Annotated in this window: 23 protein-coding genes; 10 read left to right on the forward strand and 13 right to left on the reverse strand. The window is 59.5% G+C overall.

The genetic code is table 11. From position 1 onward, the window contains the following. Positions 1–35 precede the first annotated feature (35 nt). The 4 genes from PspR84_RS05390 to PspR84_RS05405 all read right to left on the reverse strand — a co-directional run bounded on the left by PspR84_RS05390 (position 36) and on the right by PspR84_RS05405 (position 4,625). Positions 36–1,163 carry an FAD-dependent oxidoreductase gene (locus PspR84_RS05390; RefSeq protein ID WP_160056024.1) on the reverse strand — a complete coding sequence of 376 codons (1,128 nt, stop codon included), beginning with the start codon at positions 1,161–1,163 and terminating at the stop codon, positions 36–38. A 149-nt stretch (positions 1,164–1,312) separates the two neighbouring features. Beyond that, positions 1,313–2,257 (reverse strand): ornithine cyclodeaminase family protein, encoded by a 945-nt coding sequence (locus PspR84_RS05395; RefSeq protein ID WP_160056026.1) that lies wholly within the window; start codon positions 2,255–2,257, stop codon positions 1,313–1,315. A gap of 136 nt (positions 2,258–2,393) precedes the next feature. Further along, positions 2,394–3,872: an ATP-dependent RNA helicase RhlB gene (rhlB, locus tag PspR84_RS05400; protein WP_160056028.1), complete on the reverse strand. Its 1,479-nt coding sequence runs from the start codon at positions 3,870–3,872 to the stop codon at positions 2,394–2,396. A gap of 96 nt (positions 3,873–3,968) precedes the next feature. Next, positions 3,969–4,625: an alpha/beta fold hydrolase gene (locus PspR84_RS05405; protein ID WP_160056030.1), complete on the reverse strand. Its 657-nt coding sequence runs from the start codon at positions 4,623–4,625 to the stop codon at positions 3,969–3,971. A gap of 468 nt (positions 4,626–5,093) precedes the next feature. Here PspR84_RS05405 and PspR84_RS05410 point away from each other — a divergent pair, with 468 nt between their 5' ends. The 4 genes from PspR84_RS05410 (at position 5,094) to PspR84_RS05425 (ending at position 9,256) form a co-directional block, all read left to right on the forward strand. Further along, entirely contained in the window at positions 5,094–6,125 is a 1,032-nt protein-coding gene (locus tag PspR84_RS05410; protein WP_007914328.1) for an amino acid ABC transporter substrate-binding protein, read from the forward strand. A 66-nt stretch (positions 6,126–6,191) separates the two neighbouring features. Then, positions 6,192–7,373, forward strand: a complete 1,182-nt coding sequence (locus PspR84_RS05415) for an amino acid ABC transporter permease (protein WP_160056032.1) — start codon at positions 6,192–6,194, stop codon at positions 7,371–7,373. Between the two features lie 10 nt (positions 7,374–7,383). Then, the gene (locus PspR84_RS05420) at positions 7,384–8,478 is read left to right on the forward strand and encodes an amino acid ABC transporter permease (protein WP_095112603.1); all 1,095 of its coding nucleotides are present in this window, start codon (positions 7,384–7,386) and stop codon (positions 8,476–8,478) included. Positions 8,479–8,491: 13 nt separating this feature from the next. Then, a complete protein-coding gene (locus PspR84_RS05425) occupies positions 8,492–9,256 on the forward strand; it encodes an amino acid ABC transporter ATP-binding protein (RefSeq protein ID WP_038357653.1) in 765 nt (254 codons plus the stop codon). 53 nt (positions 9,257–9,309) lie between these two features. Here the strand turns inward: PspR84_RS05425 and PspR84_RS05430 are convergent, their stop codons facing one another. Continuing rightward, positions 9,310–9,795 (reverse strand): type II TA system antitoxin MqsA family protein, encoded by a 486-nt coding sequence (locus PspR84_RS05430; RefSeq protein WP_160056034.1) that lies wholly within the window; start codon positions 9,793–9,795, stop codon positions 9,310–9,312. Further along, positions 9,792–10,103: a type II toxin-antitoxin system MqsR family toxin gene (locus PspR84_RS05435; protein ID WP_160056036.1), complete on the reverse strand. Its 312-nt coding sequence runs from the start codon at positions 10,101–10,103 to the stop codon at positions 9,792–9,794. Before PspR84_RS05435 ends, PspR84_RS05430 begins: the two co-directional genes overlap by 4 nt. Positions 10,104–10,269: 166 nt before the next feature. Between PspR84_RS05435 and PspR84_RS05440 the strand changes: the two genes are divergently transcribed. The 5 genes from PspR84_RS05440 (at position 10,270) to PspR84_RS05460 (ending at position 14,265) form a co-directional block, all read left to right on the forward strand. Next, positions 10,270–10,929 (forward strand): FadR/GntR family transcriptional regulator, encoded by a 660-nt coding sequence (locus PspR84_RS05440; protein ID WP_160056038.1) that lies wholly within the window; start codon positions 10,270–10,272, stop codon positions 10,927–10,929. Next, on the forward strand, positions 10,919–12,223 hold the full coding sequence (locus PspR84_RS05445; RefSeq protein WP_160056040.1) for a CynX/NimT family MFS transporter: 1,305 nt from the start codon (positions 10,919–10,921) through the stop codon (positions 12,221–12,223). Before PspR84_RS05440 ends, PspR84_RS05445 begins: the two co-directional genes overlap by 11 nt. 209 nt (positions 12,224–12,432) lie before the next feature. Beyond that, positions 12,433–12,903: a nuclear transport factor 2 family protein gene (locus PspR84_RS05450; protein WP_007909058.1), complete on the forward strand. Its 471-nt coding sequence runs from the start codon at positions 12,433–12,435 to the stop codon at positions 12,901–12,903. A gap of 39 nt (positions 12,904–12,942) precedes the next feature. Then, positions 12,943–13,245, forward strand: a complete 303-nt coding sequence (locus tag PspR84_RS05455) for a GIY-YIG nuclease family protein (RefSeq protein ID WP_008083651.1) — start codon at positions 12,943–12,945, stop codon at positions 13,243–13,245. An 84-nt stretch (positions 13,246–13,329) separates the two neighbouring features. Continuing rightward, positions 13,330–14,265, forward strand: a complete 936-nt coding sequence (locus PspR84_RS05460; protein ID WP_160056042.1) for a glutathione S-transferase family protein — start codon at positions 13,330–13,332, stop codon at positions 14,263–14,265. A 102-nt stretch (positions 14,266–14,367) separates the two neighbouring features. On the opposite strand, the gene PspR84_RS05465 is transcribed toward PspR84_RS05460, so the two are convergent. Both PspR84_RS05465 and yejK read right to left on the reverse strand, forming a co-directional pair. Further along, entirely contained in the window at positions 14,368–14,718 is a 351-nt protein-coding gene (locus PspR84_RS05465) for a glutaredoxin family protein (protein ID WP_008083649.1), read from the reverse strand. Then, a complete protein-coding gene (gene yejK, locus PspR84_RS05470; RefSeq protein WP_007909053.1) occupies positions 14,718–15,722 on the reverse strand; it encodes a nucleoid-associated protein YejK in 1,005 nt (334 codons plus the stop codon). The genes PspR84_RS05465 and yejK overlap by 1 nt, the downstream gene beginning before the upstream one ends. Positions 15,723–16,117: 395 nt before the next feature. Here yejK and PspR84_RS05475 point away from each other — a divergent pair, with 395 nt between their 5' ends. After that, entirely contained in the window at positions 16,118–16,399 is a 282-nt protein-coding gene (locus PspR84_RS05475) for an HU family DNA-binding protein (protein ID WP_003221909.1), read from the forward strand. 191 nt (positions 16,400–16,590) lie between these two features. Here the strand turns inward: PspR84_RS05475 and rlmF are convergent, their stop codons facing one another. The 5 genes from rlmF to PspR84_RS05500 form a co-directional block, all read right to left on the reverse strand. Further along, positions 16,591–17,610, reverse strand: a complete 1,020-nt coding sequence (gene rlmF, locus PspR84_RS05480) for a 23S rRNA (adenine(1618)-N(6))-methyltransferase RlmF (RefSeq protein ID WP_160056044.1) — start codon at positions 17,608–17,610, stop codon at positions 16,591–16,593. 232 nt (positions 17,611–17,842) lie between these two features. Then, a complete protein-coding gene (locus tag PspR84_RS05485) occupies positions 17,843–20,689 on the reverse strand; it encodes a valine--tRNA ligase (protein WP_160056055.1) in 2,847 nt (948 codons plus the stop codon). A 128-nt stretch (positions 20,690–20,817) separates the two neighbouring features. After that, a complete protein-coding gene (locus PspR84_RS05490; RefSeq protein ID WP_160056057.1) occupies positions 20,818–21,225 on the reverse strand; it encodes a DNA polymerase III subunit chi in 408 nt (135 codons plus the stop codon). Positions 21,226–21,233: 8 nt separating this feature from the next. Beyond that, positions 21,234–21,662 (reverse strand): DNA polymerase III subunit chi, encoded by a 429-nt coding sequence (locus tag PspR84_RS05495; RefSeq protein ID WP_160056059.1) that lies wholly within the window; start codon positions 21,660–21,662, stop codon positions 21,234–21,236. A gap of 57 nt (positions 21,663–21,719) precedes the next feature. Beyond that, on the reverse strand, positions 21,720–23,210 hold the full coding sequence (locus tag PspR84_RS05500) for a leucyl aminopeptidase (protein ID WP_160056061.1): 1,491 nt from the start codon (positions 23,208–23,210) through the stop codon (positions 21,720–21,722). Between the last annotated feature and the right edge of the window lie 209 nt (positions 23,211–23,419).

Here is a 23,419-nt window from a genome sequence, read left to right on the forward strand (position 1 = left end):
CCGCAATCCGTTGGGCGCGTCATCCGGATGGACGATCAGGCGAGGCGGGCAGGCGAGAGCATGGCGCTGCTCAGACCGAAGTTACGCAAGTGCTCGGGCAGTGGCTGACCACGCACCAACTCCGCGCTGGCCTGGCCCATCGCTGGCGAAGTCTGGATGCCATAACCACCTTGCGCCGCGACCCAGAACAGCCCCGGCACCTGCGGATCGAAACCGCTGAGCAGATCACCGTCGCCGACGAAACTGCGCAGCCCGGCCCAGGTGCGGGTCGGGCGGCGGATGGTCAGCGTGGTGGCTTCTTCGATCTGGTAAATGCCCATGGCGATATCCAGTTCTTCCGGCTGCACATCGTGGGGTTCGACCGGGTCGGCGTTGGCCGGCGAGCCGAGGAACATGCCAGCGTCGGGTTTCATATAGAAGGACTCGTCGAGGCTCACCAGCATCGGCCAGTGATGAATGTCGACGCCTTCGGGGCCGGCGAAGATGAATGCGGCGCGGCGTTTCGGTTGCAAGCCCAAGGGCTTGGCGCCGGCCAGTGCACCGATCTTGTCGGCCCAGGCGCCGGCGGCGTTGATGATTACCGGTGCGCTGAAGGTCTGGCCGTTTGTTTGTACGTGCCAGAGGCCGTCGGCGTCGCGGTTCAGGCCGAGTACTTCGCAGTCGGTATGCACTTCGCCGTTGTTGCGACGGATGCCGCGCAGGTAGCCCTGATGCAGGGCATCGGTGTCGATGTCGCTGGCGCTCGGGTCGTAGATCGCACCATGGACTTTTTCCCGGCGCAGGATCGGCAGGCGTGCGCAGGCTTCGTCGGCGCTGAGCAATTGCATCTCCGGCACGGTGGCTTTGGCGCTGAGGTATTGGTTGTTGAGTTCGGCGGGGTCGCCGGTGAAGTCGACGGTCATTTCGCCGCGCGGGGTCAGCAGCGGGTGTTCGCAGAAGCCGGCCGGCGGATGATCGAAAAACTCGCGGCTGGCCTGGGTCAGTGCACGTACCTGCGGTGTGCCATAGGCTGCAGTGAACAGCGCGGCGGAGCGCCCGGTGGAGTGATAGGCCGGGTGCGATTCACGTTCGAGCACGATCACTTTGCCGTGCGGCGACAACCAGAAACCGCTGGAAGCGCCGGCAATTCCGCCGCCGATGATGATGAAATCTGCCTGGCTCATGAGGTTCTCCAGTGAGTAAGCAATATCCAATAGTTCGCTATCCCCTGTAGGAGTGAGCCTGCTCGCGATAGCGGTGTATCAGGCAACAATAATGCTGAATGTAAGACCGCATTCGCGAGCAGGCTCGCTCCTACAGGGGATTTGTGGTGTTAGTGGGTTAAGTGATAAACCGCATTGGCCAGGGCGATGTCTTCCAAGCCAAGGCCGATTGAACGGAAAAACACGTGACGATCGTAATCGGGGCGCTGGACTTTCTCGCTGAGCAAGTCGGCGAGATCGCCGACAATCAAATCCTTGCTCCAGCCATGCTGTTCACTGGCAATCAGCATCTCACCCGCCGACCCCGGAGTGGTCAGACGATAGTCACAGAACACCTGCATGTCGTTGAGGCTCTGCGGCGGCACTTCGTGGGCACGTGGGGCGTTGGTGCTGATCGAGGTGATCAGGGCCGGTTTGCTCAGCGCGGCAGGATCGATCACCGGGCCGGGGGACGAGGTACACAGCATGATCACATCAGCCTCGGCAATGGCCGCTTCACGGCTATCGGCAATTTTCAGATTGGGCGTGATGGCTTTCAACAGTGCCTGGGTTTGCGCGTCGGCGGACAGGCTTGGCGAATACAGGCTGATGCTCTGCCAGTCACGCAGCGATTTCACGTAGTGCAAATGCGCCTGGGCAACCTTGCCGCTACCAATGATTGCCAGTCGCGTGGCATTGACCGGAGCGAGGGTGTCGACCGCCACGGCCGTGGTCGCGGCGGTGCGCGCGGTGGTCAGTTCACCGGCATCGCACAGCAGCAGCGGTTGACCGGTTTTCATCGACATCAACAAGGTCCATGCCGTCACTAGCGCACCTTGCTCGCGAACGATATACGGCGAGGTCTTCACGCCGTACACGCCGTCCTCAGCCAGCACACCCAGATAATTGATGAAGTCGCCGGCACCTTGAGGAAACTCCACCAGTTGTTGCGCCGGTTGCACGGCATTACCCGCCGCAAGATCGCGAAACAGTTTGCGCAGAATCTGCGGCACGTCGATGCGCATCAGAAGCTCGCGGGCCTGATGCTGGTCGATCACGTAGGGCGTACTGGACATGTCAGGCTCCGGAGTCTGTATTTAAACTAATTTGTCCATTATGGACATTTAGTTTTCTCTCGCAAGCACCTGATCAAACACCGGGCGAAAAAAAAGCGCAGTCCGTTGCCGGCTGCGCTTCTTTTATTCGTATCGCTTACTGCGGACGCTTGCGCTCAACCGCACGCAGCAGGTGCGTCGGTGGCGTTTCGCAGCTGATCTTGCGACCGAGCTTCTCTTCGATGGACGGCAACTGGTAGGAGTCGTCCTCACCGGCGAAGCTGATCGACACGCCATCGGCGCCAGCACGACCGGTCCGGCCGATGCGGTGCACGTAGTCGTCCGGGACTTCCGGCAGGGTGAAGTTGATCACGTGGCTGATGCCGTCGATGTGGATGCCGCGACCGGCTACATCGGTGGCGACCAGTACGCGAATCTTGCCTTCGCGGAAACCTTCCAGAGTCTTGATGCGCTTGTGCTGCGGCACGTCGCCGGACAACTGCGCAGCGTTCACACCGTCGCGCACCAGACGCTCTTCGATACGGCGGACTTCGTCCTTGCGGTTGGCGAAGACCATCACCCGCTCCCAGCCATTATCGTTGACCAGGTTGTAGAGCAATTTGTACTTGTCGGCACCGGCCACGGCGTAGATGTGTTGCTCGACGTTTTCGTTGGCGACGTTGGTGATTTCGATTTCGACGATCGACGGATCGGTCGTCCACTGCTTGGCGAGGTTCATCACATCTTCGGTGAAGGTCGCGGAGAACAGCAGGGTCTGGCGTTCGCTTTTCGGCGGCGTCTGGCGAATGATCTGGCGCACTTGCGGGATGAAACCCATGTCGAGCATGCGGTCGGCTTCGTCCAGCACCATCACTTCGACCATGTCCAGATGCACGTCGCCGCGCTGGTTGAAGTCGAGCAGGCGGCCCGGGGTGGCGACGAGAATGTCGCAGTGACGCGCTTCGAGGTGTTTGAGCTGCTTGTCGAAATCCATACCGCCAACGAAGGTCATGACGTTGAGGCCGGTGTACTTGGTCAGGTCGGCGGCGTCCTTGGCGATCTGCACCACCAGCTCACGGGTCGGCGCGATGATCAGCGCACGAGGTTCGCCCATGTAGCGTTCTTTCGGCGGCGGCGTTTGCAGCAGTTGAGTAATGATCGAGATCAGGAACGCGGCGGTTTTGCCGGTACCGGTCTGCGCGCGACCAATGGCGTCTTTGCCGGCGAGGGTGAAGCCCAGCACCTGCGCCTGGATCGGCGTGCAATACGGGAAGCCCAGATCCTGAATGGCGTGCATCAGTTCTGGAGCGAGTTTGAAATCGTGAAAGCGGGTTTTGCCTTCTTGTGGCTCGACGACGAAATCTTCGAGTTTCCACGGAATGACCGATGCCTTGGGCTTCGGTTCGCGACGCGGTCTGGCCGGTTTCGGCTCGTCACTGCGCGCAGGCTCGGCGGCGATGGGCGCGGCCGGAGCGGGTTGCGGGTCTTGCTTCGGTGCTGCTACGGCAGCGGGGCGGTCGGCCTGGGGCGCATCGTGGCGATGACCGGGGGCGTGCGACGGCGCACTGGGAACTGGCGCGAGCTGCTCAGCCTCGCTTTTACCGAACATTTTCTTGAGTGCTTCGAGCACGGTCATCTCATCAATTGGTTAAGGAATGTACGCCGGCCAGTGTAATGCAAGAAACGGGCGCGGCGTAGTGTGATGATCAAAGGGCAGGCATTGCTGGCGTGATCAGCGCAGACGTTCGCTCAACCAAACGCCAATGTCGCGAATTTCCTCGGGTAACACTTCGTGCTCCATTGGGTATTCCTGCCATGTCACGGTGACACCATGCTTCACCAAATGCTCATAGGCACTGCGGCCCATCGAGTTCTGCACCACGCCATCGAACTGGCCGTGCAGGCATAGCGCGGGAATCCGCTGCTGACTGGCTGAAAGCTCCATCTCATCATTGAAAGTCGGCGCATACGTCGACAACGCCAGCACACCACCCAACGGCCCCTGCCATTTCAAGAAAACAGTGTGCAAAACCACGGCGCCACCCTGGGAAAAACCGGCGAGGAAAATCCGCGAGGCGTCTATTCCGCTGGCGCGCTCGTTTTCGATCAATTCGATGATGCGATCCGCCGACGCTTCCAGCTCATCACGATCGATCGCCCGCGCCGGGCTCATGGCTTTAATGTCGTACCAGCTCGGCATGGCATATCCGCCATTTATCGTCACCGGACGAGTCGGCGCCTGCGGCAGCACGAAGCGCGTGCTCAACAGGCTTTCCTGCAACGCTTCCGCCACCGGCAGGAAATCGTAGCGGTCGGCGCCGAGGCCGTGCAGCCAGATCACGCAGGCGTCTGCGGGCTTAACAGGCTGAAGAATCAAGGGCTCGGTCATGTCTGCTCCAAATATGTGCGGGCGCTCTCATTAAGTGCGTGATTCGAGTGCGCGCCCGGTTGATCCGTTAAGAAGATGTCGCAAGGGTACAAGTTTTGCTCTTGACCTGTCGCCGAATCGATTCCGCGACAGGTGTGGTACGGGCTTTGCTATGGAAGGTTTTGTACGAAACGTCCTACGCGTGGCGGTAACACTATCAGTGTACGACCCGCGACGGGATGGCAAAGAATCCGGTGATGGATGTTCGCCAATGGCCGCTACGGGCGCAGCGAACGTGAAAGGGCTACAGCCCGTTCGGCCGATTGGTGAGAAGTGAGTTGTCCATTATGTGGATTTTCTCCTACTAGACTCATAGCGAAGGTCTTACGTCGGTTGACCCCAAAAAAAGCCAACACGGGTCAACAACGCCTCAAAAGGGTGCGACTGGACTCAAGCTCCGACACAACAAGAGCAAAACTGGAGGTTTGAATGAAGATGTTGAAATCCACCCTGGCCATCGTGACTGCAGCAACAGTACTCGGTGTCAGCGGGTTCGCTCAGGCGGGTGCAACCCTGGATGCAGTGCAAAAGAAAGGTTTCGTGCAGTGTGGCGTGAGCGACGGTCTGCCGGGCTTCTCGGTTCCGGACGCGACCGGCAAGATCCTCGGGATTGATGCTGACGTCTGCCGCGCTGTGGCCGCTGCCGTATTCGGCGACGCGACCAAGGTCAAATTCAGTCAGTTGAACGCCAAGGAGCGCTTCACCGCGCTGCAATCGGGCGAGATCGACATCCTGTCGCGTAACACCACCATGACCAGTTCGCGTGACGCGGGCATGGGCCTGAAATTCCCGGGCTTCATTACCTACTACGACGGCATCGGCTTCCTGGTGAACAACAAGCTGGGCGTGAAGAGTGCCAAAGAGCTGGACGGTGCAACTATCTGCATCCAGGCCGGTACCACCACCGAGCTGAACGTTTCCGACTACTTCCGTGGCAACGGTCTGAAATACACCCCGATCACTTTCGACACCTCCGATGAAAGCGCCAAATCGCTGGAATCCGGTCGTTGCGACGTGCTGACCTCCGACAAGTCCCAGCTGTTCGCCCAGCGCTCCAAGCTGGCCTCGCCGAAGGACTACGTGGTTCTGCCGGAAACCATTTCCAAAGAACCGCTGGGCCCGGTCGTACGTAACGGCGACGACGAGTGGCTGGCGATCGTGCGTTGGGTTGGCTACGCGCTGCTCAACACCGAAGAAGCCGGCATCACTTCGAAGAACGTCGAAGCTGAAGCCAAGTCGACCAAGAACCCGGACGTCGCCCGTATGCTCGGCGCTGACGGCGAGTACGGCAAAGACCTGAAACTGCCGAAAGACTGGGTTGTGCAGATCGTCAAACAAGTCGGCAACTACGGTGAAATCTTCGAGAAAAACCTCGGCAAGAGCACTCCGCTGGAAATCGACCGCGGCTTGAACGCCCTGTGGAACAACGGCGGCATTCAGTACGCACCACCAGTGCGCTAATGGTTCTATCACCCGGCGGGCCAACCGCCGGGTGATGTTCTTGTTCCATTTCTTCCGGGGCACTTCATGCAAAATTCAATCGGCGCACCAAAGCAGAGGCTCAGCCTCAGCGATCCACGAGTGCGTGCGTGGCTATTCCAGATCATCACCGTTGTGGCGGTGGTCTCGCTGGGCTGGTACTTGTTCGACAATACGCAAACCAACCTTCAGCACCGGGGCATTACCTCCGGTTTTGGCTTTCTGGAGCGCAGTGCCGGTTTCGGCATCGCTCAACACCTGATCGACTACACCGAAGCGGACAGCTATGCCCGCGTCTTTGTCATCGGTCTTCTCAATACCCTGTTGGTGACGGTGATCGGCGTGATTCTGGCGACGATTCTCGGTTTCATCATCGGTGTAGCGCGGCTGTCGCAGAACTGGATCATCAGCAAACTGGCGACGGTGTATGTGGAAGTGTTCCGCAACATTCCGCCGCTGCTGCAGATTCTGTTCTGGTACTTCGCGGTATTCCTGACCATGCCGGGGCCGCGCAACAGCCATAATTTCGGCGACACCTTCTTCGTCAGCAGCCGTGGCCTGAACATGCCAGCCGCGCTGGCGGCTGATGGTTTCTGGGCGTTCGTGCTCAGCATCGTGGTGGCCATTGTCGGCATCGTGCTGATGACGCGCTGGGCCAACAAGCGCTTTGAAGAAACCGGCGTACCGTTTCACAAGTTCTGGGTGGGGCTGGCGATTCTGCTGGTGATCCCGGCGTTGTGCGCATTGATCTTCGGCGCACCGCTGCATTGGGAAATGCCCGAGCTCAAAGGCTTCAACTTTGTTGGCGGCTGGGTGCTGATCCCGGAACTGCTTGCCTTGACCCTGGCCCTGACCGTGTACACCGCGGCGTTCATCGCCGAGATCGTGCGTTCGGGGATCAAGTCGGTCAGCCATGGCCAGACTGAGGCGGCGCGTTCCCTCGGCCTGCGCAACGGTCCGACCCTGCGCAAGGTGATCATTCCGCAAGCCCTGCGCGTGATCATTCCGCCGCTGACCAGCCAATACCTGAACCTGGCGAAAAACTCTTCGCTGGCGGCCGGTATCGGTTATCCGGAAATGGTGTCGCTGTTCGCGGGCACGGTGCTTAACCAGACCGGCCAGGCGATCGAGGTGATTGCCATCACCATGAGCGTGTACCTGGCGATCAGTATCAGCATTTCCCTGCTGATGAACTGGTACAACAAGCGCATTGCGCTGATCGAGCGGTAAGGAAAAGCGCATGAGTACTCATACTTTCAAACCTGACATGCCCCCACCGAACAGCAGCATCGGCGTGGTGGCGTGGATGCGCGCGAACATGTTCTCCAGCTGGCTCAACACCCTGCTGACGCTGTTTGCGTTCTACCTGATCTACCTCGTGGTGCCGCCGATCCTCAGCTGGGCGATTGTCGATGCCAACTGGGTCGGCACCACCCGCGCCGACTGCACCAAGGAAGGCGCCTGCTGGGTGTTCATTCAGCAGCGTTTCGGCCAGTTCATGTACGGCTACTACCCGACGGAACTGCGCTGGCGTGTCGACCTGACCGTGTGGCTGGCGGTGATCGGTGCAGCGCCATTGTTCATCTCGCGTGTGCCGCGTAAAGCGATCTACGGGCTGAGCTTCCTGGTGCTTTACCCGATCATTGCTTTCACCCTGTTGCACGGCGGTTTCGGCCTGACCAACGTGGCGACCAGCCAGTGGGGCGGCCTGATGCTGACTCTGGTGATCGCCACAGTCGGTATTGCCGGTGCGTTGCCGCTGGGGATTGTGCTGGCGCTGGGTCGACGTTCGAACATGCCGGCGATTCGTGTGGTCTGCGTGACCTTTATCGAATTCTGGCGCGGCGTGCCGTTGATCACGGTGCTGTTCATGTCTTCGGTGATGCTGCCGCTGTTCCTGCCGGAAGGCATGAACTTCGACAAACTGCTGCGGGCACTGATCGGCGTGATCCTGTTCCAGTCGGCCTATGTCGCCGAAGTGGTGCGCGGTGGTCTGCAAGCGATCCCCAAAGGTCAGTACGAAGCAGCTGCAGCGATGGGCCTCGGTTACTGGCGCTCGATGGGCCTGGTGATCCTGCCGCAAGCCCTGAAGCTGGTCATTCCCGGCATCGTCAACACCTTCATTGCGCTGTTCAAGGACACCAGCCTTGTGATCATCATCGGCCTGTTTGACCTGCTCAACAGCGTCAAGCAAGCCGCTGCCGATCCGAAATGGCTGGGCATGGCCACCGAAGGCTACGTGTTCGCCGCCCTGGTGTTCTGGATTTTCTGTTTTGGTATGTCGCGCTATTCCATGCATCTGGAACGCAAGCTCGACACTGGCCACAAGCGTTAGGAGTTCTCTGTAAATGAGCGAAGCAATCAAAAAGCCTGCAGGTCCTGAAGGCATTATTCAGATGCAGGGCGTCAACAAGTGGTACGGCCAGTTCCACGTGCTGAAAGACATCAACCTCAACGTCAAACAGGGCGAGCGTATCGTCCTGTGCGGCCCGTCGGGTTCCGGTAAATCGACGACGATTCGTTGCCTCAATCGTCTGGAAGAACATCAGCAGGGCCGCATCGTCGTTGATGGCGTGGAACTGACCAACGACCTCAAGCAGATCGAAGCGATCCGCCGTGAAGTCGGCATGGTGTTCCAGCACTTCAACCTGTTCCCGCACCTGACCATTTTGCAGAACTGCACCCTGGCACCAATGTGGGTACGCAAGATGCCCAAGCGCAAGGCCGAGGAAATCGCCATGCATTATCTGGAACGCGTACGCATTCCGGAGCAGGCGCACAAATTCCCGGGACAACTGTCCGGTGGTCAGCAGCAGCGTGTGGCGATTGCTCGCGCCCTGTGCATGAAACCGAAAATCATGCTGTTCGACGAACCGACTTCAGCGCTCGATCCGGAGATGGTGAAGGAAGTACTCGACACCATGATCGGTCTGGCTGAAGACGGCATGACCATGCTTTGCGTGACCCACGAAATGGGCTTTGCCCGTACCGTGGCCAATCGCGTGATCTTCATGGACAAGGGTGAGATCGTTGAGCAGGCGGCGCCGAATGACTTCTTCGATAATCCGCAGAACGAGCGGACAAAGTTGTTCTTGAGTCAGATTTTGCATTGATGGTTTGTGTGTGAATCAAACCCGGCCTTGTGCCGGGTTTGATTTTTTGTGGGTCAGGAGGCGGTGAGAGGTTCTTGTTCTTTGTGCTCAGTGAACTTGAAAGCGCCTCTTAAATCAGCCCCTTCGGCCAAGACTCTCGCGTCGGCAAGCAAGTGTGGATAGCGATCCAGCAGACGCATGAGCAGCATCAATGCTTTCGGCGGAAGTATCTCGCCGCGTTCGTATCGTGAAAATGCGTTGTGCCCGCCCCCTGAAAGCAATTGCACCGTTTCCTTTTGCGTCAGGTGCAGTTTGCGACGGATCTTTTTCATTTCGTCACCGACCATTTTTCTACAGGCGATAACGAGTTCATCGCATGCGTCGGAATACCGCTGCCCGCACTCATCGTCCAATTCGACCTCACCGCACTTCTGGCACTCCCAGCCCGACAAATCGTCGATCCGACGCTCCATTCCCTTGGCGCTCAGGGTTTCGCCTCGACCCTTGAAATGCACCATGCCTTCCGGAGCGCCGCAACTGACACACTGCTGCGTATTCATGAATGGTTCTCCTTGAAAGAGATCACGGGTGGGCGCCTGTCGTAGTGATATGACACCTTGATGTAAATCTCCAAACCATGTGATTGGATGTGATAGACGTCTTGCCACATACGGTGATCGTCAAAAGTCGTCATCGATTTGTACAACATGCTGCGCTGCAGTTTGAGAACGATTTCTTGCATCTCTTCGAGAGTGAGTTTGAGTGCAGTGCCGGTTTTTCTTGCCGTGTGCGCGAAAGCCCTCCAGCCAAGTCGCCTGACATCCGCCTTGATCACCGCCAAGTCGTAATGGGGTGTGTTCTTTTCCATAAGAAACCAAAACCCTGTCCCTGAAATTACCCTTAAAGGGTAATTTTGACTAATCGAAAATACCGCTTCATGTGTCTCCGATTGACCCTAGGTAGTTGCCGTCCTACACGGGTCTGACTAACATGTCAGAAAATTCATCCTATGATTGGATGAAAGGGCGAATCCTATGTCAGACATTTCTCCACTCATTAAGCGATCTTTGGTCGATCAGGCCTTGGATCAACTTCGTCAGCGCATCAACAGCGGCGCCTGGCAGGTCGGCGAGCGTTTGCCGACCGAACCCGAGCTGTGCGCCGAACTGGGCATCAGCCGCAATACCGTGCGCGAGGCCATGCGCGTGCTGGCGTTTTCCGGGCTGATCGAGATTCGTCAGGGCGACGGCAGTTACCTGCGCGCAGTGATCGATCCGATGGATACCCTGAAAGCGCTGTCGCAATGCTCGCTGGAACAGGCGCGGGAAACCCGCCACATCCTCGAAGTCGAGGCCATCGGCCTTGCGGCGTTACGTCGTACCGACGAAGACCTCGTCGCATTGCGCGAAGCTCTTGGCACCAGCGGCAGCCACTACCACGGCGATCTCGACACCTACATCGCCTGCGATCTGGTGTTCCACCGCCGTCTGGTCGACGCCGCGCACAACCCGACCCTCAGCGAGTTGTATCGCTATTTCTCCAGCATCGTCGGCGCGCAATTGCGCCAGACCCTGAACATCGTCCCGCGCCGTCAGGAAGTGTTCGACCTGCACATCGAGTTGCTTGATGCGGTCGAGCAACGCGACCCGGAACGGGCCAAAGCCTTGTCGAGGCAGTTGATCAATGAACCTTGAAACCGAGAAAACCATGTCCCGCAGTGAGATATCCACAACCCCGAAACGTACGGCAGAACTTGAAGAGCTGCTGATCGACGCCGAGGCTGACGACGAGCAGGTGCAACAAAGCCATCCGCTGGTGAAGCGCCCGTGGCTGTTGTTGCTGGGGCTGATTCTGGTGGCGCTGAATTTGCGTCCAGCGCTATCGAGCATGGCGCCGCTGCTCAGCGACGTGTCGAAAAGTCTCGGTTTATCGGCGGCTCAGGCCGGTTTGCTGACCACGTTGCCGGTGTTGTGCCTCGGTTTGTTTGCGCCGCTGGCACCGATTCTGGCGCGGCGTTTTGGCGCTGAACGGGTGGTGCTGGGGATTCTGCTGGCGCTCGCCGGCGGGATTATTCTGCGCAGCAACTTCGGTGAAATCGGCCTGTTCGCCGGCAGCGTATTGGGCGGTGCGAGCATCGGCATCATCGGCGTGCTGCTGCCGGGGATCGTCAAGCGCGACTTCGCCAAACACGCCGGCACCATGACCGGCGTCTACACCATGGCGCTGTGTCTGGGCGCAGCGATGGCGGCCGGTTCCAGCGTGCCGTTGAGTGAACACTTCGGTCACAGCTGGGCGATGGGCCTGGGCTTCTGGGTGATTCCGGCGTTGGTTGCAGCGGTGTTCTGGCTGCCGCAAGTCGGGCAGAAACATGGCGCGCACAACGTCGCCTATCGCGTGCGCGGCCTGCTGCGTGATCCGCTGGCCTGGCAGGTGACCTTGTACATGGGCCTGCAATCGTCGCTGGCCTACATCGTCTTCGGCTGGTTGCCGTCGATCCTGATTGGTCGCGGCCTGACGCCAACTCAGGCCGGTCTGGTGTTGTCCGGTTCGGTGATCATTCAACTTGCCAGCTCGTTGGCCGCGCCTTGGCTGGCGACCCGTGGCAAGGATCAGCGTCTGGCAATTGTCGTGGTCATGGCGCTGACCCTTGGCGGTCTGTTCGGCTGCCTGTACGCGCCGATCGAAGGCCTGTGGGGCTGGGCGATTTTGCTGGGTCTGGGGCAGGGCGGTACGTTCAGTCTGGCGTTGACGTTGATTGTGCTGCGCTCGCGCGATTCCCATGTCGCGGCGAACCTGTCGAGCATGTCCCAGGGTTTCGGTTACACGCTGGCGTCGATGGGGCCGTTCGCAGTCGGCGTGGTGCATGACTGGACCGGCGGCTGGAATGCCGTGGGCTGGATCTTCGGGATTATTGGCACAGGTGCGATCATTGCTGGCCTCGGTGCCGGGCGCGCGCTGTACGTGCAAGTGCAAAGCGAGAAGATCTGAATGCACTGATTTTAAATGCGGGAGCGAGCCTGCTCGCGAAGGCGATTTTACATTCAATATCTGTGTCGACTGACACGCCGCTTTCGCGAGCAGGCTCGCTCCCACATGGGTTTTGCGTGCTGCAGGTATTCGGTGTGCGAATGCCGATAGTGTTTCTGCGCATTGCAGATTATCGTGCTGGCAATCTGTACCTATCTTGGAGATTGCCCATGAGCGAAGCCCACGCCGCGTTGATCACCCGCTTCTACCAGGCCTTCCAGCGCCTGGACGCCGAAGCCATGGCCGCCTGCTACACCGATGACGTAGTGTTCAGCGACCCGGCCTTCGGCGAACTGCGCGGGCGCGATGCCGGCGACATGTGGCGCATGCTCACCACCCGCGCCAAGGATTTCTCGCTGACCTTCGACAATGTCCGCGCCGATGAGCGCAGCGGCGGCGCGCATTGGGTCGCGACCTACCTGTTCAGCCAGACCGGCAACGTCGTGGTCAACGATATCCAGGCCCGCTTCGTGTTCCGTGACGGCAAGATCTGCGAGCACCACGATCACTTCGACCTGTGGCGCTGGTCGCGTCAGGCGCTGGGTTTCAAGGGCCTGCTGCTGGGCTGGACGCCGTTGGTGCGCAACGCCGTGCGTGCACAGGCATTGAAGGGACTGAAGGCATTTCAGGCCGGTCGCTGATAAGATCGCCGCCTGTTTCCTACACGTCTTGATCCCGAAGTGACCAGTCTTAGCGAAAAATCTGTCGATGTCGCCGAACCGGTGAGCAAGTCCTGGTTCGTCTACCTCGTTCGCGCCGCCAATGGTTCGTTGTACTGCGGGATCAGCGATGATCCGGTGCGCCGTTTCGCCAAGCATCAAAGCGGCAAAGGCGCGCGGTTCTTCCTCTCCAGCCCTGCGATGGCGCTGGTCTACACCGAGCTGTGCCGCGACAAAAGCGATGCGCTGCGTCAGGAACGCTTGATCAAAAAACTCAGGAAGAGCGCCAAGGAATGTCTGGTTGCGTCTTATCAATCTGACTGATTGGTTCCCATCAGGCAGATCTGTAGGCTGCTAAGCAAATGCACGCTAAGCTGCCAGCTCACTATCTGAGCGGCGGAGCCGAGCATGTCCGAGTTGATTCTGCATCATTACCCGACCTCCCCATTTGCCGAGAAGGCCCGCCTGCTGCTGGGCTTCAAAGGCTTGTCGTGGCGCTCGGTGCACATCTCGCCGGTGATGCCGAAACCGGATCTCACCGCGCTGACGGGTGGCTACCGCAAGACCCCGGTGCTGCAGATTGGTGCCGACATCTATTGCGACACTTCGCTGATCGCCCGTCGCCTGGAGCAGGAAAAGGCGTTGCCGGCGTTCTTTCCCGAGGGCCAGGAATTCACCGCCGCCAGTTTTGCCACGTGGGCTGACTCGGTGGTGTTTCAACATGCGGTGAGCCTGGTGTTTCAGCCGGAATCGGTGGCGGTGCGTTTCGCCAAGCTGCCGCCGGAAGCGATCAAGGCTTTTATTGCCGACCGTGCCGGTCTGTTCAGTGGTGGCAGCGCCACGCGTTTGTCTGCCGAACAGGCCAAGCATCAATGGCCGACGATCATGGCGCGTCTGGAGCAGCAGTTGCAGCGCGAGCAGGGCGACTTCCTGTTCGGCGAACCGTCGATTGCCGACTTCGCGCTGGCGCATCCGCTGTGGTTCCTCAAGGCTACGCATGTCACGGCTCCACTGGTGGATGAGTATCCGGCAGTTTCGGCCTGGTTGGGACGAGTGCTGGGCTTTGGCCATGGCGCAGCCAGTGCGATGACGTCGGAAGAGGCGCTTGAGATTGCACGCAACGCGACACCGGCGGCATTGCCGGATGAGCAGTTCGTGGATCCGAATGGGTTCAAGGCTGGGCAGCAGGTGGCGATTGCCGCGACCGATTACGGGGTTGATCCGGTGGTGGGCGAGTTGCTGTTTGCCGGTCGCGAAGAGTTGATCATTCGTCGTGAAGACGAGCGTGGCGGTGTGGTGCATGTGCACTTCCCGCGTTTCGGTTTCCGCATCGAAGCCCGCTAAAGATCCATTGTGGGAGCGAGCCTGCTCGCGAAAGCGGTGTGTCAGACAACAACAGTGTTGAATGATCAGCCGTCTTCGCGAGCAGGCTCGCTCCCACATTGGTTACTTCAGGGCGGCGAGGATTTCGTCCGGGTCGAATCCGCGAATCAATGTGCCGTTAACATCGATCAACGGTATCCCGCGTCCGCCCAATGCCTCATACGCCTTGCGCGCCTCGGCATCCTTCTCGATATCGAACTCCTTGAACGCAATCCCCTTGCTGTCGAGAAAGCGTTTGGTCTGCTTGCAGTAGCCGCACCAGTCGGTGGCGTAGAGTACGACGTTGGCCTGCGCGCGCGTCTGCTCGGCAACCATCTGCGAGGGGTTGAACACCCGCTCGATCTTGCCCCAGTTCTGATAGACCACGACCACCAGCAGAACCAGCGCGACCTTCTTCAGCACGTTGCCGAGCATCAGTTACGCCGCTTCAGCTGATCGGTGAGCGACGTTGGCAGGCCTTTGATCACCAGGGTGCCAGCCTCTTCGTCGTATTCGATCTTCGAGCCCAGCAGGTGCGCTTCAAAGCTGATCGACAGGCCTTCGGCGCGGCCGGTGAAGCGGCGGAATTGATTCAGGGTGCGTTTGTCCGCCGGAATCTCTGGCGACAGGCCGTAGTCCTTGTTGCGAATGTGATCGTAAAAGGCTTTCGGGCGTTCTTCGTCGATCAGCTCCGACAACTCTTCGAGGCCCATCGGTTCGCCGAGTTTGGCCTGGCTGCTGGCGTAATCGACCAGGGTTTTGGTCTTCTCGCGAGCGGACTCTTCGGGCAGGTCTTCGCTCTCGACGAAGTCACTGAACGCCTTGAGCAGCGTGCGCGTCTCGCCCGGGCCGTCGACGCCTTCCTGGCAGCCGATGAAGTCGCGGAAGTATTCCGAAACCTTCTTGCCGTTCTTGCCCTTGATGAACGAGATGTACTGCTTGGACTGCTTGTTGTTCTGCCACTCGGAGACGTTGATACGCGCCGCCAGGTGCAGTTGGCCGAGGTCGAGGTGGCGCGATGGGGTCACGTCCAGCTCATCGGTCACCGCCACGCCTTCGCTGTGGTGCAGCAGGGCGATGGCCAGGTAGTCGGTCATGCCTTGCTGATAGTGGGCGAACAGCACATGGCCGCCGACCGACAGGTTCGATTCTTCCATCAGCTTCTGCAGGTGCTCGACCGCGACCTTGCTGAACGCGGTGAAGTCCTTGCCGCCTTCCATGTATTCCTTCAGCCAGCCGCTGAACGGGAACGCACCGGATTCCGGATGAAACAGGCCCCAGGCTTTGCCCTGTTTGGCGTTATAGCTCTCGTTGAGGTCGGCGAGCATGTTTTCGATGGCTGCAGACTCGGCCAGTTCCGTGTCACGGGCGTGCAGAACTGCGGGCGTGCCGTCGGGTTTTTTGTCGATCAGGTGGACGATGCAATGACGGATCGGCATGGGCTTCTCGGCTGTTGGAAGGGAGGAGGGCAGGCTCCCCCGAAAAAGCGCCCAGTGTACCGCAACCACTGGTTTTGGCGCGGGTTGTAGGGCAAAACCGGGGCGCGCACTGGCGCTTATGCAGTTTTTTACCGATTTAGCGCAATAAAGCTGACCAAATGGGTAGCTAGAGGCGGATATTTCCCCGGCTCTGTGCTAGTTTTGCCCGGTCTTACGCGAAGTCACTGCGTTAAGCGTGCAATCAGCATTTGTCAGGTCGAACCAAACCCTGATTTCGGTATCTATAACCCGACTCGTCGTGGTTATCGCCGAGGGTGCCAGATCCAGAAGATCGGGCTCGATGGCTGACACTGCACTCTGCAATCCATATGAATTTGATAGGGAAGGAACACTACATGGCTCTTACTAAAGACCAACTGATCGCCGACATCGCTGAAGCTATCGACGCGCCGAAAACCACCGCGCGTAACGCTCTGGACCAACTGGGCCAAATCGTTGCCGATCAGCTGGAAAACGGCGGCGAAATCACCTTGCCAGGTATCGGCAAGCTGAAAGTGACCGAGCGTCCTGCCCGCACTGGCCGTAACCCTTCGACTGGCGCTGCCATCGAAATCCCTGCAAAGAAAGTGATCAAGCTGGTTGTGGCCAAAGGCCTGACCGACGCTGTGAACAAGTAAGACGCAGTAATAAAAAACCGTGCACCGGAGCGATCCGGGCACGGTTTTTTTGTGTCTGCGATTTGGCGCTGCACATTGAAACCAATGTGGGAGCGAACCTGCTCGCGAAGCGTTGGATCAGTCACCTTCAATACCGACTGACATACCGCTTTCGCGAGCAGGCTCGCTCCCACAGGTGAATCTGTGGTGCGTTAGCGTACCCAGCGCTCGCGGCGCCAGATCTGCTGCTCGGACTTGGTCTGGAAAGTCCAGGCCACAAAGCGGCTCTGCTTCTGGCCCTGAGACATCTCGACGACCTGGCTTTCCAGCACGCCGGCTTTTTTCAGCGCGGTTTCGATGGCTGGCAGGTTCGAAGCTTTCGACACTAATGTGCTGAACCACAGCACTTTATGCTGGAAGTTCGCGCTCTCGGCGATCAGTTGCGTCACGAAACGTGCCTCGCCACCTTCACACCACAGCTCAGCCGACTGGCCACCGAAGTTCAGCACTGGCAGTTTGCGTTTCGGGTCGGCCTTGCCCAGTGCGCGCCATTTGCGCTCGCTGCCCTTGGTCGCTTCATCCATCGAAGCGTGGAACGGGGGGTTGCACATGGTCAGGTCAAAGCGCTCACCCGGTTCCAGCAGACCGATCAGGATGTGCTTGCGGTTTTCCTGCTGGCGCAGCTGGATCACCTTGTTCAGGTCGTTTGACTGAACGATGGCTTTGGCGGCAGCTACGGCCGTCGGGTCGATCTCCGAACCGAGGAAGTGCCAGCGGTATTCGCTGTTACCGATCAGCGGATACACGCAGTTGGCGCCCATGCCGATATCCAATACGTTGACGATCGCGCCGCGCGGGACCTTGCCGTCGTTCATGCTCGCCAGCAAATCCGCGAGGAAGTGCACGTAATCGGCACGGCCCGGCACCGGTGGACAGAGGTAATCCGCCGGGATGTCCCAATGCTGGATGCCATAAAACGACTTGAGCAGCGCCCGGTTGAACACGCGCACCGCATCGGGGCTGGCGAAGTCGATGCTTTCCTTGCCGTACGGGTTGGTGATCACGAACTTCGCCAGTTCCGGCGTGGTCTTGATCAGCGCCGGGAAGTCGTAACGACCCTGATGGCGATTGCGCGGGTGCAGGCTGGCCTTTTCACGCGGCTCAACGGCTTTGGCCGGGGTCGCGGAGTCAGGCTTTTTGCGCGCAGGTTTGGGTGTGCGGGGGGCGTTCATGGGCGTGGTCGATTCGGGTATGGCTGAAAGTGGCGGGTATTGTCCCACATCTCAAGGCAACACCGTTCAAACTGTGGGAGCGAGCCTGCTCGCGAAGGCGGTTTCACATCCGGCAGATTTGTCGACTGACCCACCGCTTTCGCGAGCAGGCTCGCTCCCACAGGGGATTCGTGGTGATCAGGAATAAAAAAGGGAGACCACCTGGGCCTCCCTTTTTCATTGCGTTTTGCCGTTACAGGCTGGCAATCCGCGCGTGCTGCTCGGCCAGTTTGCCCAAGGCTTGTTCAGCCTCGGCCAGTTTGGCGCGTTCCTTTTCGATGACTTCAGCCGGGGCCTTGTCAACGAAACCGGCGTTGGACAGTTTGCCACCAACGCGCTGGACTTCACCCTGCAGACGCAGGATTTCCTTGTCCAGACGCGCGAGCTCAGCGCCCTTGTCGATCAGGCCGGCCATCGGCACCAGCACTTCCATCTCGCCAACCAGCGCGGTAGCGGACAACGGTGCTTCTTCGCCAGCCGCCAGAACGGTGATCGATTCCAGACGCGCCAGCTTCTTCAGCAGCGCTTCGTTTTCGGTCAGACGGCGCTGGTCTTCAGCGCTGACGTTCTTCAGGTAGATCGGCAGTGGCTTGCCCGGGCCGATGTTCATTTCGCCACGGATGTTACGCGTGCCGAGCATCAGTTCCTTGAGCCATTCGATATCGTCTTCGGCGGCCGGATCAATGCGCTCTTCGTTGGCCACTGGCCACGCTTGCAGCATGATCGTCTTGCCCTGAATGCCGGCCAGCGGCGCAATGCGCTGCCAGATTTCTTCAGTGATGAACGGCATGAACGGATGCGCCAGACGCAACGCCACTTCCAGTACGCGAACCAGCGTACGGCGAGTACCGCGCTGACGTTCAACCGGCGCGTTCTCGTCCCACAGCACAGGCTTGGACAGTTCCAGATACCAGTCGCAGTATTGGTTCCAGATGAACTCGTACAGCGCTTGTGCAGCGAGGTCGAAACGGAATTGATCCAATTGACGGGTCACTTCGGCTTCGGTGCGTTGCAACTGCGAGATGATCCAGCGGTCCGCCAGCGACAGCTCGTAGGCTTCGCCGTTCTGGCCGCAGTCTTCGCCCTTGTCCAGAACGTAACGCGCGGCGTTCCAGATCTTGTTGCAGAAGTTTCGATAGCCTTCAACGCGGCCCATGTCGAACTTGATGTCGCGCCCGGTCGAAGCCAGCGAGCAGAAGGTGAAGCGCAGGGCGTCGGTGCCGTAGCTGGCGATGCCGTCGGCGAACTCGTCGCGGGTCTGCTTCTCGATCTTCTTCGCCAGTTTCGGCTGCATCAGACCCGAGGTGCGTTTCTGCACCAGTTCTTCCAGCTCGATACCGTCGATGATGTCCAGCGGGTCAAGGACGTTGCCCTTGGACTTGGACATCTTCTGGCCCTGGCCATCGCGCACCAGACCGTGCACATAAACGGTCTTGAACGGCACCTGCGGGGTGCCGTCCTCGTTCTTGATCAGGTGCATGGTCAGCATGATCATCCGGGCAACCCAGAAGAAAATGATGTCGAAGCCCGTCACCAGTACGTCGGTGGAGTGGAATTTCTTCAGGAACTCGGTCTGCTCAGGCCAGCCCAGGGTGGAGAACGTCCACAGGCCGGAACTGAACCAGGTGTCGAGTACGTCGTTGTCCTGTTGCAGCGCAACGTCGGGGCCGAGGTTGTGCTTGGCACGCACTTCGGCTTCGTCGCGACCGACGTAGACTTTGCCCGACTCGTCGTACCAGGCCGGAATCCGGTGACCCCACCACAGCTGACGGCTGATGCACCAGTCCTGGATGTCGCGCATCCACGAGAAGTACATGTTTTCGTACTGCTTCGGCACAAACTGAATGCGACCGTCTTCAACGGCAGCAATCGCCGGCTCGGCCAGCGGTTTGGTCGACACGTACCACTGGTCGGTCAGCCATGGCTCGATGATGGTGCCGGAGCGGTCGCCCTTCGGCACTTTCAGGCCGTGGTCGTTGACGCTGACCAACAGGCCGGCGGCATCGAATGCGGCAACGATCTGCTTGCGCGCTTCGAAACGCTCGAGGCCGGCGTATTCAGCCGGGATCTTGCCGTCGATGCTGTCGTTCAGCGTACCGTCGAGGTTGAACACCTGCGCTGCCGGCAGCACGTTGGCGTTCTTGTCGAAGATGTTCAGCAACGGCAGGTTGTGACGCTTGCCGACTTCGTAGTCGTTGAAATCGTGGGCCGGGGTGATTTTCACGCAGCCGGTGCCGAATTCAGGATCGCAGTAATCGTCGGCGATGATCGGGATGCGGCGGCCAACCAGTGGCAGCTCGACGAATTTGCCGATCAGGGCTTGGTAGCGCTCATCGTTCGGGTTCACCGCAACGGCGGAGTCGCCGAGCATGGTTTCCGGACGGGTGGTCGCGACGATCAGGAAGTCGTTGCCTTCAGCGGTTTTCGCGCCGTCGGCCAGCGGGTATTTCAGGTTCCACAGGAAACCCTTCTCGTCGTGGTTTTCCACTTCGAGGTCGGAAATCGCCGTGTGCAGTTTGGTATCCCAGTTGACCAGACGCTTGCCGCGATAGATCAGACCGTCTTCGTGCAGGCGCACGAAGGCTTCTTTAACCGCTTCCGAGAGGCCGTCGTCCATGGTGAAGCGTTCGCGGCTCCAGTCAACGGACGAGCCGAGGCGGCGGATCTGACGGCTGATGTTGCCGCCGGACTGATCCTTCCATTCCCAGACTTTCTCGAGGAATTTTTCGCGGCCCAGATCATGGCGATTCTGGCCTTGGGCCTCGAGTTGACGCTCCACCAGCATCTGCGTGGCGATACCGGCGTGGTCGGTACCCGGCTGCCACAGGGTGTTGCGACCCTGCATGCGGCGGAAACGGATCAGGGCGTCCATGATCGCGTTGTTGAAACCGTGACCCATGTGCAGGCTGCCGGTGACGTTCGGCGGCGGGATCATGATGGTGTAGGAGTCGCCCGCGCCTTGCGGGGCGAAGTAGTTCTCGGACTCCCAGGTGTTGTACCAGGAAGTTTCAATGGCGTGCGGCTGGTAGGTCTTATCCATGCGCGGCGGGACCCTATTGGCATTAATTCAGGAAAAGCCGACGAGTATAGCCGCGGGGACAGCTGCAAGCTACAAGCCACAAGCTGCAAGAAGAGAGTGGCAGGTTTGTTTTAGCTCTGGCTTGCAGCTTAAAGCTTGCCGCTCGTAGCTGCGGCGAGTAGGCGTTCCATGCGTGCATCGAGGCGGCGTTTGATTTCGGTTTCGATGTGCGGAGCGAAGTCGTCGATCACGTCTTGCATGATCAATTGCGCGGCGGCGCGCAGTTCGCTGTCGAGGTGGAGCAGAGCGTCCGGACCTTTATTCACAGGTGCCGCTGGTTGCGCGGCAGGTGTCGGGGCTGGCGCGGGGGGTGGTTCGACAGCGGCCGGCTCGTTGCCTACCGAATCAAACAACATCGGAATCTGTTCCTGCTCACCGTCGTCGACCGTATCGGTCAACAGTGGCGGTTGCAGGTTGTCATCGCCGAGCAGCTGGCGGATCGATTCGAGATCGTCCAGCAGGTGTGCGGACTTTTGCTGCGGTTTCGGAGTGTCCATTGGAATGCTCAGAGTCGCTGTAAACGGTGATCTTGCAGAGGATAGCCCTGTTCGCGGTAGAAACGGAAACTCTCCCGCGCGGCCGCCCGAATCGTCGGATCCTCCACCACCACTTCCGCCACCCGGGCGAATTTGCTGGCGAAGGCCGGGACTTTCAGGTCGAGATTGACCAGTAAATCCTGATGCTGACCGCAGTCGTCACCCAGGCCCAAAACGATCCAACCGTCCGGCTCACTGTCGGCAGGGCCATGCGGCACGAACGTTTCGCCCTTGAATGCCCACAGGCGCGCATCGAGATCGTCGCGCTGAGCTGCATCGCTGCAATGCAGGTAGATGCGGTGCCCCATGCGCCAGGCTTTCTCGGTGAGCTTGCAGGCAAAGTCCAGGCGAGCCGACGGATCGGCGCTGGGCAGGATATAGAAGTCGACTTTGGTCATTGCGGTTCCAGAGCAGCAGGCGGCGTCACCCGAAAGTGACGCCGCCCATCAGCGGGTTCAGGCTTTGGCACGATCCAGCAGGTACTGGGTCAGCAACGGTACTGGACGGCCAGTGGCGCCCTTGTCCTTGCCGCCGCTGGTCCATGCGGTGCCCGCGATGTCCAGGTGCGCCCAGTTGAGGTTCTTGGTGAAGCGCGACAGGAAGCATGCAGCCGTGATGGTGCCGGCTTTCGGCCCGCCAATGTTGGCGATGTCGGCGAACGGGCTGTCCAGTTGCTCCTGGTATTCGTCGAACAGCGGCAATTGCCAGGCACGGTCATCAGCGGCTTTACCGGCGCTGAGCAACTGGTCGATCAGTTCGTCGTTGTTACCCAGCAGGCCCGAGGTGTGAGCGCCCAAGGCAACGACGCAAGCGCCGGTCAGGGTGGCGATGTCGATCACTGCTTGTGGCTTGAAGCGCTCGGAGTAGGTCAGCGCATCGCACAGCACCAGACGGCCTTCGGCGTCAGTGTTGAGGATTTCCACGGTCTGGCCGCTCATGGTGGTGACGATATCGCCCGGACGGGTCGCGTTGCCGCTAGGCATGTTCTCGGCGCAGGCGAGGATGCACACCAGGTTGATCGGCAGTTTCAGTTCAAGCACGGCACGCAGGGTACCGAACACGGAGGCCGCGCCGCCCATGTCGTACTTCATTTCGTCCATGCCGGCGCCTGGTTTCAGGCTGATACCACCCGTGTCGAAGGTGATGCCTTTACCGACCAGTGCGTACGGCTTCTCGGATTTCTTGCCGCCGTTGTATTGCATGACGATCAGGCGCGGCGGTTGCTCGCTGCCCTGGCCGACGGCGTAGAACGAACCCATACCGAGGGATTTGATTTTCTTTTCGTCGAGGACTTCGACTTTCAGATCCTTGAACTCTTTGCCCAGATTCTTGGCTTGTTCGCCGAGGAAGGTCGGGTGGCAGATGTTCGGGGGCAGGTTGCCCAGATCGCGGGTGAAGGCCATGCCGTTGGCGATCGCAGTAGCGTGGTTCACGGCGCGCTGCACTTCAGCTTGGGCAGCCTTGATGGTCAGCAGGGTGATTTTTTTCAGGGCGCGCGGTTCGGCTTTCTGGCTCTTGAACTGGTCGAAGGTGTATTCGCCGTCCACCAGGGTTTCCGCCAGCAGGCGGGTTTTGCCGTAGCTATCGCGGTTTTTAACAATAACTTCATCCAGCGCCAGCACGGCGTCACTGCCGTTCAGGCTTTTCAGGGTATTGAGAATGCCGGCAACGATTTTGCGGAACGGACGGTCGCCCAGCTCTTCTTCCTTGCCCACGCCGACCAGCAGCACGCGCTCGGCTTTGAGGTTCGGCAGGCTGTGCAGCAGCAGGCTTTGACCGACTTTGCCGGACAGATCGCCACGCTTGAGGACGGCGCTGATTGCACCACCGCTCAGTTCGTCGACTTGTTTGGCGGCGACGCCGAGTTTGCGGCCTTCGCCGACAGCAACCACCAGGGTGGCGGTTTTCAACGTTTCTGGGCTAACGCTTTTTACAACCAGTTCCATGTCCGGATCCCTGAATGAATGGTCAACACGCAGGCGTTCGACGGTGTCCGCAGTCGCCTGCTTATAGATAGAAGAGGCGCAGGCCAAAGCCTGCGACAAGGGCCGCAGTTTGAACCTCGCTCCCCGCGCCTGACAACCCTAGGGGGCGTTCTCAATTAGTTTTCACACCGCGTTGTCGCCTTAAAGCCAGCCAGGCAAGGCGCAGGTCG

Source organism: Pseudomonas sp. R84 (assembly GCF_009834515.1).
Taxonomy (GTDB): domain Bacteria; phylum Pseudomonadota; class Gammaproteobacteria; order Pseudomonadales; family Pseudomonadaceae; genus Aquipseudomonas.